The 13188-nt window shown below is 60.1% G+C and carries 7 protein-coding genes and 1 tRNA gene; 6 read left to right on the top strand and 2 right to left on the bottom strand.

Features of this window, described 5'->3' with window-relative positions:
• Window position 1: 1 nt before the first annotated feature.
• Complete coding sequence (gene tsaD / locus J3P92_RS02850) at window positions 2–1027, bottom strand: tRNA (adenosine(37)-N6)-threonylcarbamoyltransferase complex transferase subunit TsaD (protein WP_434609198.1); 1026 nt, start codon at window positions 1025–1027, stop codon at window positions 2–4.
• Window positions 1028–1226: 199 nt separating this feature from the next.
• Between tsaD and rpsU the strand changes: the two genes are divergently transcribed.
• From rpsU to J3P92_RS02825, 5 genes are all read left to right on the top strand, one after another.
• Window positions 1227–1442, top strand: coding sequence for a 30S ribosomal protein S21 (rpsU, locus tag J3P92_RS02845; protein ID WP_002551877.1), 216 nt, complete (start codon window positions 1227–1229; stop codon window positions 1440–1442).
• A gap of 480 nt (window positions 1443–1922) precedes the next feature.
• Window positions 1923–3881 (top strand): DNA primase, encoded by a 1959-nt coding sequence (gene dnaG, locus J3P92_RS02840; protein WP_420764886.1) that lies wholly within the window; start codon window positions 1923–1925, stop codon window positions 3879–3881.
• A gap of 67 nt (window positions 3882–3948) precedes the next feature.
• Window positions 3949–5796, top strand: coding sequence for an RNA polymerase sigma factor RpoD (gene rpoD / locus J3P92_RS02835; RefSeq protein ID WP_420764887.1), 1848 nt, complete (start codon window positions 3949–3951; stop codon window positions 5794–5796).
• Window positions 5797–5919: 123 nt separating this feature from the next.
• A complete protein-coding gene (locus tag J3P92_RS02830; RefSeq protein WP_420764888.1) occupies window positions 5920–9663 on the top strand; it encodes a bifunctional diguanylate cyclase/phosphodiesterase in 3744 nt (1247 codons plus the stop codon).
• Between the two features lie 15 nt (window positions 9664–9678).
• Window positions 9679–9755 (top strand) — tRNA-Ile (locus J3P92_RS02825).
• Between the two features lie 99 nt (window positions 9756–9854).
• Here J3P92_RS02825 and J3P92_RS02820 read toward each other — a convergent pair.
• Window positions 9855–10562 (bottom strand): CatB-related O-acetyltransferase, encoded by a 708-nt coding sequence (locus J3P92_RS02820; protein ID WP_434651088.1) that lies wholly within the window; start codon window positions 10560–10562, stop codon window positions 9855–9857.
• A gap of 312 nt (window positions 10563–10874) precedes the next feature.
• Between J3P92_RS02820 and J3P92_RS02815 the strand changes: the two genes are divergently transcribed.
• The gene (locus tag J3P92_RS02815; protein WP_434649867.1) at window positions 10875–13166 is read left to right on the top strand and encodes a hypothetical protein; all 2292 of its coding nucleotides are present in this window, start codon (window positions 10875–10877) and stop codon (window positions 13164–13166) included.
• Window positions 13167–13188 lie beyond the last annotated feature (22 nt).

Here is a 13188-nt window from a genome sequence, read left to right as displayed (position 1 = left end):
TTCACAGCGGCGACAACTGCTCCATTGGCCAACGGGCCTGCACGCTGATCGCCAGGCTCTCCTGCTGGCCCGCTTGCAGGCGCTGGCAGCCGGCAAAGGCAATCATCGCGCCGTTATCCGTGCAGAACTGTGGTCGAGCGTAGTAAACGTCGCCCTTCATGTCGCCGAGCATTTTTTCCAGGGATATCCGCAACGCCTTGTTCGCGCTCACGCCGCCGGCGATAACCAGACGCTTGAGCCCGGCCTGCTTCAACGCGCGCTTGCACTTGATGGTCAAAGTCTCTACCACGGCCTGCTGGAACGCCAGGGAGATGTCGCAACGGGCTTGCTCACTGTCGTCCCCGGCGCTGACACATTGCTGCCAGGTGTTCAGCGCGAAGGTTTTTAAGCCGCTGAAGCTGAAATCCAGACCCGGTCGATCGCACATCGGACGCGGAAAGACGAAACGTCCTTCAACACCCTGGGTTGCCAGCCGTGCGATTTCCGGCCCGCCCGGATAGTTGAGCCCCATCATCTTCGCGGTTTTGTCGAAAGCTTCCCCGGCGGCATCATCGAGCGATTCACCCATGAGCTCGTATTGACCGATCCCATCCACGCGGACCAGCTGGGTATGCCCACCCGACACCAACAAAGCGACGAACGGGAATTGCGGCGGCTGCGGCTCCAGCATCGGCGCCAGCAGATGGCCTTCCATGTGATGCACGCCCAGCGCCGGGATGCCCCAGGCAAAGGCCAGCGCCTGGGCGCAGGAAGCGCCGACCAGCAGCGCGCCCACCAGGCCCGGCCCGGCCGTATAGGCAATGGCATCGATCTCGGTCGGCACACAGTCGGCTTCGGCCAGGACCTGGCGGATCAAGGGCAGCATGCGCTTGACGTGGTCGCGGGACGCAAGCTCGGGCACCACGCCGCCGTAGGCGCGATGCAGGTCGATTTGACTGAACAAAGCGTCAGCCAGCAGGCCGCGCTCACTGTCGTAGAGGGCAACGCCGGTTTCGTCGCAGGATGTTTCTAATCCCAGTACTAGCATGGGTTTGCGCCTTGTAGAGGCTGAATTCGAAGGCGCGCATAATAGTCGCCGCGTTGTGCCCCGACCAGCGGTTTTCGATCAGAGGCTTTGCATTCCGAGCGATGAGGGGTTAACATCCGCAACCCTTAAAAACCGACGTCTTCAAGTGCTCTTTTGCCGCGAGGATGTTGACCCCGGTAATGAATGAAGGTAGCTCTGGATGCCAGCCGTCAAAGTAAAAGAGAACGAACCCTTCGACGTAGCTCTGCGTCGTTTCAAGCGCTCCTGCGAAAAAGCCGGTGTTCTGGCTGAAGTTCGTAGCCGCGAATTCTACGAGAAGCCGACTTCCGAGCGTAAGCGCAAAGCAGCAGCCGCTGTTAAGCGTCACGCCAAGAAAGTTCAGCGCGAACAGCGCCGCGCCGTACGTCTGTACTAATACACAGACGCCCGTCGCAAGCTTCTTGCCAAGCCCGGCCTTCAAGCCGGGCTTATGGCATTTGCGGAACAACGCTTGATGCTTCACCGTCAAAGTCGCAGACGCGACCTAGACAACCCGCTTCACCGCGTCAGACCTGGCTCTTTTGCCAGCGGTGCACGTCTCTTCTGACGAGCCTTCCAAGGCTACTGACGAGCACACCCTGATTCCTCTAACGACGATCAGCCCAAGGCACCTGCCTGCGTGCCCGCTTCATGAGCTATCCGTGGCCAGATCGGCCGTTACCGGATTCAGCGCAACACATTCATACAGTCGAGTACTGATAGTAATTAACGTCAGTGGACAATCGGCAGATACACTTCCGACAGCAATGAAGCAAACGATCCGGTCGAGCCACCTTTTTGCCGTGCCTCGAAACCTGGAATCGATCATGCCTGCTGGTTTCGGATCCCTATTTCGCGCAGTGATGATGAGAACGCCATGGCCGGGCTAATTCCCCAGAGCTTTATTGACGACCTCCTGAACCGCACCGACATCGTCGACGTGGTCAGCTCTCGCCTGCAAATGAAGAAAGCAGGCAAGAACTACACCGCCTGCTGCCCGTTTCACAAAGAGAAAACCCCGTCCTTCAGCGTCAGCCCCGACAAGCAGTTCTATTACTGCTTTGGCTGCGGCGCGGGCGGCAATGCCCTCGGCTTCATCATGGACCACGACAACCTGGACTTCCCCCAGGCAGTCGAAGAACTGGCCAAAGCCGCAGGCATGGAAATTCCACGGGAAGAGAGCGGCCGGCAGCACAAGCCACGCCAACCCACCGATTCGCCGCTTTATCCGCTGCTGACGGCGGCAGCGGATTTTTATCGCCAGGCGCTTAAAAGCCACCCCGCGCGCAAGGCGGCGGTGGACTACCTCAAGGGTCGCGGATTGACTGGCGAGATTGCCCGGGATTTCGGCCTCGGCTTCGCCCCGCCCGGCTGGGACAATCTGTACAAACACCTGAGCAGCGACACGCTCCAGCAGCGCGCCATGATCGACGCAGGCCTGCTCATCGAGAACGCCGAGACAGGCAAGCGCTACGATCGCTTCCGTGACCGAGTGATGTTTCCGATCCGCGATACACGGGGGCGCATCATCGCCTTCGGCGGCCGGGTTCTGGGCGATGACAAGCCCAAGTACCTGAACTCTCCGGAAACCCCGGTTTTCCATAAAGGCCAAGAACTCTACGGCCTTTACGAGGCACGCAAGAACAACCGCAACCTCGACGAGATCATTGTCGTGGAAGGCTACATGGACGTTATCGCCCTGGCACAGCAAGGCTTGCGCAACGCCGTTGCGACCCTGGGAACGGCCACCAGCGAAGAACACATGAAGCGCCTGTTTCGCGTGGTGCCCAGCGTGCTGTTCTGCTTCGATGGCGACCAGGCGGGACGCAACGCCGCCTGGCGCGCATTGGAAGCGACATTGCCATGCCTGCAGGACGGGCGACGTGCACGTTTCCTGTTCCTGCCCGAAGGCGAGGACCCGGATACCCTGGTGCGCTCCGAAGGCACCGACGCATTTCGTGCGCGGATCAACCAGCACGCCCAACCGCTGGCCGATTATTTTTTCCAGCAACTGACCGAAGAAGCCGATCCACGCTCCCTTGAAGGCAAGGCCCACATGGCCACTCTCGCGGCACCGCTGATCGACAAGGTGCCCGGCGCCAACCTGCGCACACTCATGCGCCAACGGCTCAGCGAAATCACCGGCCTGAACAACGAAGCGATGAATCAATTGGTGCACAGCGCTCCGCAGGAAGCACCGCCAGCGTATGACCCTGGCATCGATTACGACGCGATGCCGGATTTCGCCGACTATCATCAACCTCAGCAGGATTACGCGCCTCAGCAGGAATGGACGTCGAAAAAAACCGCCGGTGGCGGCAAGAAATGGGACAAGAAACCCTGGGACAAGAACGGCAAGCGGGGCGATCGCGACCAGCCACGTGTCCCGCGCGTGCCGGCCGCCGTCGAACCACCAACACTGGCCGCCCTGCGCACCTTGCTGCATCACCCGCAACTGGCTGAGAAGGTCGAGGACGCCGGACATTTTGCCGCCGAGGACCACAGCAATACACAATTGCTGGTCGCACTCCTTGAAGCCGTGCAGAAGAACCCCAAGCTAAACTCATTCCAGTTGATCGCTCGGTGGCATGGCACCGAGCAGGGGCGCCTCTTGAAGGCGCTGGCCGAGAAGGAATGGCTGATAGAGGGAGACAACCTTGAACAACAGTTTTTCGACACCATTACTAGCTTGTCCGCCCGCCAACGCGAGCGAAACCTGGAACAACTTCTGCGCAAAGCTCGCCAGAGCGAGTTGACCAGCGAAGAGAAAAACCAATTGCGGGATTTACTCAGCCGCAATGTTTGCGCATCAAACCCGACCTCAACTGGCGCGTGAGGTCACAGCTCAGGTATAATCCTCTGCTTGTTTTTTGCCCGCCAAGACCTTCAGTGGATAGGGTGTTATGTCCGGAAAAGCGCAACAGCAGTCTCGTATCAAAGAGTTGATCCTATTGGGTCGTGAGCAGGGCTACCTGACTTACGCGGAGGTCAACGACCACCTGCCGGAGGATATTTCAGATCCGGAACAGGTGGAAGACATCATCCGCATGATCAATGACATGGGGATCAACGTATTCGAGGTTGCTCCAGATAAGGATGCCCTTATGCTGGCCGACGCCGATACCGACGAGGCGGCCGCTGAAGAAGCGGCCGCAGCGTTGGCGGCGGTCGAGACCGACATTGGTCGCACCACCGACCCCGTGCGCATGTATATGCGTGAAATGGGTACGGTAGAGCTCCTCACGCGTGAAGGCGAAATCGAAATCGCCAAGCGTATTGAAGAAGGCATCCGTGAAGTGATGGGCGCGATCGCGCACTTCCCTGGCACGGTCGACCATATTCTCTCCGAGTACACCCGCGTTACCACCGAAGGTGGCCGCCTGTCCGACGTCCTGAGCGGCTACATCGACCCGGACGACGGCATCGCGCCGCCTGCCGCTGAAGTGCCGCCGCCGATCGACGCGAAAGCCGCCAAGGCTGACGACGATACCGATGACGAAGACGCCGAAGCGAGCGACGACGAAGAAGAGGCCGAAAGCGGTCCCGATCCGGTCATCGCTGCCCAGCGCTTCGGTGCCGTGGCCGACCAGATGGAGATCACCCGCAAGGCCCTGAAAAAGCATGGTCGCAACAACAAGCAGGCAATCGCCGAGCTGTTGGCGCTGGCCGAGCTGTTCATGCCGATCAAGCTTGTACCCAAGCAGTTCGAAGGCTTGGTAGAGCGTGTTCGCAGTGCCTTGGATCGCCTGCGTCAGCAAGAGCGCGCGATCATGCAATTGTGCGTTCGTGATGCGCGCATGCCCCGTGCAGACTTCCTGCGCCAGTTCCCTGGTCACGAAGTCGACGAAAGCTGGACCGATGCACTGGCCAAGGGCAAGAGCAAATACGCCGAAGCCATTGCCCGCCTGCAACCGGACATCATTCGTTGCCAGCAGAAGCTAAGCGCGCTGGAGACCGAGACCGGCCTGAGCATCGCTGAAATCAAGGACATCAACCGTCGCATGTCGATCGGCGAAGCCAAGGCCCGCCGCGCGAAGAAAGAGATGGTCGAAGCGAACTTGCGTCTGGTGATCTCCATCGCCAAGAAGTACACCAACCGCGGCCTGCAATTCCTCGACCTGATCCAGGAAGGCAACATCGGCCTGATGAAAGCGGTGGACAAGTTCGAATACCGTCGCGGCTACAAGTTCTCGACTTATGCTACCTGGTGGATCCGTCAGGCGATCACTCGCTCGATCGCCGACCAGGCCCGCACCATCCGTATCCCGGTGCACATGATCGAGACGATCAACAAGCTCAACCGTATTTCCCGGCAGATGTTGCAGGAGATGGGTCGCGAACCGACCCCGGAAGAGCTGGGCGAACGCATGGAAATGCCTGAGGACAAGATCCGCAAGGTACTGAAGATCGCCAAAGAGCCGATCTCCATGGAAACCCCGATCGGCGATGATGAAGACTCCCATCTGGGTGACTTCATCGAAGACTCCACCATGCAGTCGCCGATCGATGTCGCCACCGTTGAGAGCCTCAAGGAAGCGACTCGCGAAGTACTTTCCGGCCTCACGGCCCGTGAAGCCAAGGTTCTGCGCATGCGTTTCGGCATCGACATGAATACCGACCACACCCTCGAGGAAGTCGGTAAGCAGTTCGATGTGACCCGTGAGCGGATTCGTCAGATCGAAGCCAAGGCGTTGCGCAAACTGCGCCACCCGACGCGAAGCGAGCATCTACGCTCCTTCCTCGACGAGTGACCTTCAAAACCCCCGGCCCTGCCGGGGGTTTTGCTATGCGCAGATAAAACGCTTTCGTTGCCACCCCCGCCCTTTTGCCCGTCTACACTCGAAACATCCTCCCCAAGCCAAGACGAGACCGTGATGCCCAGACTGACGGCCGTGCTTTTGCTGTCACTGATGACATGGACCGCGACGGCCGGCGCGTTGACGCTCACCGACGAAGAGCGCCGCTGGCTCAAGGACCACCCCGACCTGCGCCTGGGTGTCGATGCCTCATGGCCGCCGTTCGAATTCCGCGACGATCAGGGGCGCTACCAAGGCCTGGCTGCCGATTACGTCGATATCATTCGCCAGCGATTGGCGATTACATTGACGCCCATCGAGCCAGTGAGCTGGACCGTGGTGCTGGAGCAGGTCGCACAGGGCAAAATCGATCTTTTGCCGGGCATCATGTCCACCCCCGAACGCCAGAATTATCTGGCTTTTACCCGTCCCTACCTGGATTTCCCGATTGTCATCCTCGCCCATCACGGGGGCGCCCAACCGCGCAGGCTGGAGGACTTGTACGGCTTGAAGATCGCCGTGGTGGAAAACTATGCCCCCCACGAGTTGTTGCGCAATCACCATCCCGACCTGAATCTGGTTGCCCTGCCCAACGTCAGCTCGGCCTTGCAGGCGCTGGCGACGGATCAGGTGGATGCCGTGGTGGGTGACCTTGCTTCAAGCGTCTGGAGCCTGCGCCAGCTCAAACTCGATGGGCTTTATGTAAGCGGGGAAACGCCTTACCGGTATCAATTGGCGATGGCCGTCCCCCAGGAAAACAAGATTCTCGTGGGCATTCTGGACAAAGTGATGGCAGACATGACGTCAGCCGAAATCAGCGAGATCCAGGAAAAGTGGATCGGCAATGTGCGCGATTATCGTCAACTCTGGTCAGATCTGCTGCTTTACGGCCTGCCCGGAATGCTTCTGCTGGGCGGCATCCTGGCCGTGGTGATTCGCATCAATCGTCGCCTCAGCTCGGAAATAGCCCGGCGAGTCGATCTTGAACAGGAACTGCGCAGCAGCGAATACCATTATCGGGGATTGGTCGAGAGCCTTTCGGCCATCGCATGGGAAGCGAGGGTCAGCGATTTCACCTACAGCTACGTGTCGCCCCACGCCGAAGAGCTGCTCGGCTACCCTCTCGCCCATTGGCTCATTCCTGGCTTCTGGCGCAACATCATCCACCCGGCAGACCTCATACGCGCCCAGACTTATTGCGACCACGAAGTGCTTGCCGGCCGCGATCACTGCGTCGATTACCGGGTTATCACTGCTGATGGTCGCTGCCTCTGGGTCAGGGATATCGTCAGCCTCATCCAGCACGGCCACGAGCCGCTGATGCGTGGCTTGATGATCGACATCAGTGAAGCCAAGCACACCGAGGAAGCGTTACGTCTTTCCGAACAAAAATTCGCCTCGGTGTTTCGCCAGTGCCCCGACATCCTGGTGATTGCGCGCCTGCAGGACGGCTGCCTGCTGGAAGTGAACAAAGCTTTCGAGGAACAGATCGGCATCAGTGCCGACCAGGTGATTGGCAAAAACACTACGGACCTGGACATCTGGGGCATCCAAGGCGTCGGGCCAAGCCTGTTGCAGCGTTTGCAGGCCGGAAGCATCCGCAACCTCGAAATGCCCTTTCGACGCAGCAACGGCCAGGTGTTTACCGGCCTGATCTCGGCCGAACCCTTCGATCTCGACACCACCCCCGCCCTGGTGGTGGTCGTGCGCGACATCAGCCAACTCAAGGAAACCCAACAACAACTGCAGACCTCCGAAGAAAAATTCGCCAAGGCTTTTCATGCCTCGCCCGACGGCCTGTTGCTGTCCCGGCAAAGCGACGGCCTGCTGATAGAAGTCAACGAGGGCTTCAGTCGCATCACCGGTTTCAACAGCGCCCTGTCGGTGGATCGCTCCACGCTGGACCTCGGCATCTGGGTCAACCTCAACGAACGCAAACAGATGCTCGACCTGCTGCAACGGGACGGTTTCGTCAAGGATTTCAGCTGCCATATCCGCCGCAACGATGGGCAGATCCGGCTCTGCGAGGTGTCCAGCCGTCCCCTGCCCATCGGCAATGAAGACTGCATGCTGACCATCGCCCGGGACATCACTGAGCGCCACTTCATGCAGGAAAAACTGCAACAGGCAGCCACCGTGTTCGAAAGCACCGCCGAGGGCGTCCTGATCACCGACACGCAACAGCACATCAACGCCGTCAACCGCGCCTTCACCGAAATCACCGGCTATAGCGAAAGCGAAGCATTGGGCCACACCCCCCGCTTACTGGCCTCCGGCCTACATGACAGTGCCTTCTATGCGGCAATGTGGCATCAGCTGACGGCGGAGGGTCATTGGCAAGGAGAGATTTCCAACCGACGTAAAAACGGGGAACTGTACCCCAGCTGGCTAACCATCAGCGCCGTTCGCAACCGGGGCCATCAAATCACTCACTTCGTTGCGGTTTTTGCCGATATTTCAAGCCTCAAGCACGCCCAGGCCCGACTCGATTACCAGGCACACCACGACCCGCTCACCGGCCTTCCGAATCGCACCTTGTTCGAAAGCCGCTTGCTGACCGCCCTGAACAGCCAGCAGGAAAACGGGGGACAAGGCGCAGTGTTGTTCCTTGATCTGGACCGTTTCAAACACATCAACGACAGCCTCGGGCACCCGGTCGGTGACCTGCTGCTAAAGGGCATCGCCGTACGGCTGCGCGAGCAGCTACGGGACATCGACACAGTGGCGCGCCTGGGAGGCGACGAGTTCATCATCCTGCTGCCTGGCCTGCAACAGCCCAGCGACGCCGAGCACATCGCCCAAAAACTCCTGAACTGTTTTGGCGCGCCTTTCCAGGCAGGTGAACACGAGTTTTTCATCAGCGCCAGCATTGGTACCAGCCTGTATCCTCAGGATGGCTGCGACGTGGCCACGCTGGTCAAGAATGCCGACGCGGCGATGTACCGATCCAAAGCCAAGGGGCGCAACCGGGTAGAAAGCTACACCCGCGACCTCACGGCCCAAGCCAGCGAGCGCGTGGCGCTGGAACACGAACTGCGACGGGCGATCGAGCGCAACGAGTTGTCGTTGTCTTTCCAGCCAAAAATCAGCCTGGTCGACAACAGCCTGGTGGGCGCCGAGGCACTGATTCGCTGGACCCATCCGACGTTCGGCGACGTGCCCCCGGAACACTTCATCCCACTGGCCGAAGAAAACGGGATGATCCTGCAGATCGGCGACTGGGTGCTAGAGACCGCCTGCCGACAGCTATGCGAATGGAATTGCACTCACGAAAGCCTCGGCCCGCTGTCAGTGAACCTGGCTGGCGTCCAACTGCGCCAACCCAACCTGCTGGGTCGTATCGAACAACTCTTGCGGGAAAACCATCTCGAACCGGGCTTATTGCAACTGGAGATTACCGAAAACTTCATCATGAGCCAGGCCGAAGAAGCCCTGGCAGTGTTGCACCAGTTGAAAAAACTCGGTGTGCAACTGGCCATCGACGACTTCGGCACCGGCTATTCCTCACTCAGCTACCTCAAGCGCCTGCCGCTGGATATCCTCAAGATCGACCAATCCTTCGTCCGCGGCCTGCCCGATGACCCCCACGACGCGGCCATCGTACGGGCAATTATCGCCCTGGGTCGCAGCATGCAATTCACCATCATCGCCGAAGGCGTCGAAACCCTGGCCCAACAACAATTCCTCGCCGAGGAGGGCTGCGAACAGATCCAGGGCTACATTGTCAGCCTGCCCCTGTGCGCCGAAGAGTTCGCCGCAACGTTTCTGCGTGTAACCGTATCGGATTTTTCGGATAGCACAGCCGAGAAACCGTCGCTATAATCCGCGGCCTACTGAGGGCCCATAGCTCAGTTGGTTAGAGCAGAGGACTCATAATCCTTTGGTCCACGGTTCGAGTCCGTGTGGGCCCACCAATTCGAAAGCCGCGCATTGCGCGGCTTTTGCTTTTCCTGACGGTCATCATCTTGACTTGTCGGGGCCAGAAAAAAGCGTACAACCATCAATCGCAAGCACTACGTCACGGTCATCATTTCCCCCGCGCGACAACCCTTACGTGTCACGCTGATTTTTCGGTACTGAGCAGCCACCGGAGCTTTGCGCTCCAGCAGCTCCAGGCAGGTTTCAGGTTCGTCGAGGGGCAGCGTCTTCAATTCCTCCACCTCGATTTCCCACCACCGACTCGCCAACAGGCGCTCGATAACATCAGGAGCGTGCCTGAACCGCACTACCTTGGCCGGGACGCCCGCTACGATTGCGTAGGCCGGCACATCCCCAGCCACGACTGCCCGGGTTGCAATCACCGCGCCCGTGCCGACGTTGACGCCCTCCATGACCATGGCATGGCTGCCCACCCAGACGTCGTGGCCAATCGTGGCCATTTGGGTCCTGGCACGGTAACTCAGCGGGGAAGCCGTGTATTGGAAAGGATGAGAGCTGAGCCAATCGGTGGGATGCGTGTGCTTTTCCTGGCCTATCACCACGCCAGTGCCCATTGAGCAAAAGCGACCGATCGATGCCACCAGGGATAGATGGCTGCCACTGCGGATATAAGTGTGGGCGCCGATCGCGAGACGCGGCGAGTCAATGTCGACGTGCCCAAGGGCAACGCCCTCCTCCAGGGTCAGCTTTGTCCTCCTGCTCAGCGATTGGAGGCCGCCAGCAAGCTTGCACCGGTGTCTCTTGACCCAACGCTTCCAGTAAAAATCTTTTAACGATCCCATCTTGTTTCCCAAGACTGCAAAGCAGTTCATAGCGGAACGCAATTGCAGCAGAGATACCGGGCCGTGTATGTCAGGCCATTCCGAAAATCCTCATGAAGCCGGTTAGCCTCGACCCGTCGTTTTTTTCAGTGCGGCTCACTTACAATTGCAAACCCCGGCCTTCGAGAGACCTCCATCATCGCCACTCCCAGCCTGTCCCGCCTGTTCCTCGAACTCTTCTGGCAACTCGCCATCCTCGTGGTGCCAGCCTTTTTCGTTACCGTTCTGCCCCCGCCGCTGGCCTTGCTGGCAGTGATTTTCCTAGGGTCGCTGATGGGCCTCGCCGCGCGCCTGGGCGCTCTGACGATGGGCCGGGGCATCGCGAGGCTGACGGTGGGTGCCGTATTTGGCCTGGGCTTCAGCCTGGGCCGGGCGCTGCCGGAGTGGTGGGGCATTCTCGTGGCGATCATCGCCATCATTGTCGGGCTCGCCTGTGTCAGCAAATGGGAGCGGCGCCTTGGGTTGGCACCGGTTTCCACCAAGGGGCCAAGCGCCTGGGGCGGTAACGAGCCGCTTCTGACCCCGGAAGGCGAGCCAATCCGGGTGTTCAACCACAGTGAAATCGCCATGGGCGGTCCTGTGTATTGCGATTACTTGTTTCCAGACGGCGTACTTTTGCAAGGGATCGGCTCTTCGGCGGTGTTTTCCAGCGAAGGGCGCTATTTTGCCGCGCCGGTGCCGTCACGGCAGGACTGGGGACTGGTCATTCTCGACCGCCAGCAGCGCACCTTATACCGCTGCGCCGAAAGCGAATTCTGGGAGCTGGACGCTTTTGATTCTGATCAACTGAGCGGCCGCTACAGCCCATTGGTCGATAACGGCGTCCGTCAGGTTCGCCTGGAAAAGCTGCTACAAACCGCAGAGGCAGTCGACCTGATTCCCGTCGCGGATCTTTGGCTGGAGCCTGGCCTGCACCCGGACAATCTCCAGCCTACCTTCGAACGTCCGTCCGCTGATGGTCGACAATGCCTGGCTGGCAACATCATCTTGCCGGCTACGCTGCGCGATTTGGACCGACCCCTGGAGCCACTGTATTCGCCGCGCTATGCCGTCAGCATCAATGGGCAGCCGTCCGGGCTCTTGATGACCGCCGATGCGCCATTGGTGTGGAGCACCGATCACCGCGCCCTGGTGTGCCTGGCCGGGGAACAGGCCAACGAGGCGCAAGGCGAACGGTATTGGTCGTGGCAAGTGGACAAAGGCTGGCGCGACCTGCCCTTGCCTTGGATCAAGAGCACCACCGAACCGTCTTTTTATTGGCATGACTTGCTGAAGCTCGATGCAGGCCAGGTGCATATCGACGCTTACCTCGACTATCCACGACCGGGTTCCGGCCAGTATGGCTACCGCTTGGACAGTATCCACAGCGATACCGAGACCCAGACGGGCCACGACATTCAGGGTCGGGTGCAGGTGGGCGAGTTCAAGCTGACGCGCATGGCCATCGTCATGCCATTGGACAGCCCGGGCCGCCGGGGCGATTCGCACATCGAGACACAAGCGCTGCTGGGCGGCACAAGCGCGCGCCTGAGCTGGCAGGGTGACAATCGCGAAGGGCTTGGTGGCTATCGCTGCCAGATCGGTGACTGGCTCCTGCCGGAACGCTGGCTGCTGGATCATCGCGCCTCGGATTGTGGTCGCTACCTGGCGCTGCTGCCTTTTGGAGGGGCAACGACCGTTGCCACCCATGCAGTGGTGGCCGACGTGCAAGAGCGGCGCCTGCTGAAAGGGCCCGCCATGTGGGTAGAACGGATCCTCGACTTTCGCGATGGTCGGTTGAGTCTGGCGGTGGTCGTAGGTCGTCTCGACAATGATCTGCAGAGCAGCCCGCTCCGGCGCTTCAATGTCGCGGCGCCAGAGGTCGGCAGCGACGCGTCTTTCTGTCGCCCCAACGAGCAATCCCGGCTGTTCTATAACACGGTGCAGTTGCAGCCCACAGACTCGCAACTGAGCGTCATCCCCCCATGGCGCTTGGTGGATCGGCCGCAGGCGGCGACTGCCGATGGCGATTTCATCCAGCCCGCGCCGACTCATCGGGACGCCGCCTGGCTGTTCGGCAGCGAGACCGAATATGCCGACAGCTGGGTGCGCGCCGGTACGCCGCGGCTTGGCGGTTATCTGCTGACGGCTTCAGGCTGCGCCTTGGTCGATCTGGCCCCTTCGATGATCTGGTCCTCGGATGGCCGCTACCTGGCCCTGACCCGCATGGCAACTGACGTGGCGCAGCTGTGCGGAAGTTATCGGGGCTGGCAACTGATGCTTCTCGATGTCCAGGCGCACACGCTGCGGATTCATCCGCGATGGCTGGGCAATCGGCCCGAGTTCGAAGGCTTCGATGAAGAAAAGCTGCGGGTCCGGTGTTTCGAACGCGACTGGGAAACCGAAGACGATGAGGATCGAGGCGCGGCGCAGTCGTTTACGCTCGACGATTTGCTGCTGCTGCCCGCGGAACAACTGATCGGCGAGGACGGCCTCTGGCTCAGGTCTTCGCAAGCGCACCTCGCCCCAGCCTGGCAAGCGCTGGCCTTGCCTGCCATCAGCTACTTCGAACGCCGGAGCCTGTAACATGCCCGCCAATGATGCCTGC

Source organism: Pseudomonas sp. D3-27, assembly GCF_051132165.1.
Taxonomy (GTDB): Bacteria; Pseudomonadota; Gammaproteobacteria; order Pseudomonadales; family Pseudomonadaceae; genus Aquipseudomonas.
The sequence above is the reverse complement of the archived record's forward strand: the minus strand, read 5'-3'. Positions and strand labels throughout refer to the sequence as shown.

Excerpts from the sequence above, each read along its gene's own strand:
- tsaD (WP_434609198.1), bottom strand. The coding sequence starts at position 1,027 with ATGCTAGTACTGGGATTAGAAACATCCTGCGACGAAACCGGCGTTGCC.
- rpsU (WP_002551877.1), top strand. The coding sequence starts at position 1,227 with ATGCCAGCCGTCAAAGTAAAAGAGAACGAACCCTTCGACGTAGCTCTG.
- dnaG (WP_420764886.1), top strand. The coding sequence starts at position 1,923 with ATGGCCGGGCTAATTCCCCAGAGCTTTATTGACGACCTCCTGAACCGC.
- rpoD (WP_420764887.1), top strand. The coding sequence starts at position 3,949 with ATGTCCGGAAAAGCGCAACAGCAGTCTCGTATCAAAGAGTTGATCCTA.
- J3P92_RS02830 (WP_420764888.1), top strand. The coding sequence starts at position 5,920 with ATGCCCAGACTGACGGCCGTGCTTTTGCTGTCACTGATGACATGGACC.
- J3P92_RS02820 (WP_434651088.1), bottom strand. The coding sequence starts at position 10,562 with ATGGGATCGTTAAAAGATTTTTACTGGAAGCGTTGGGTCAAGAGACAC.
- J3P92_RS02815 (WP_434649867.1), top strand. The coding sequence starts at position 10,875 with ATGGGCCTCGCCGCGCGCCTGGGCGCTCTGACGATGGGCCGGGGCATC.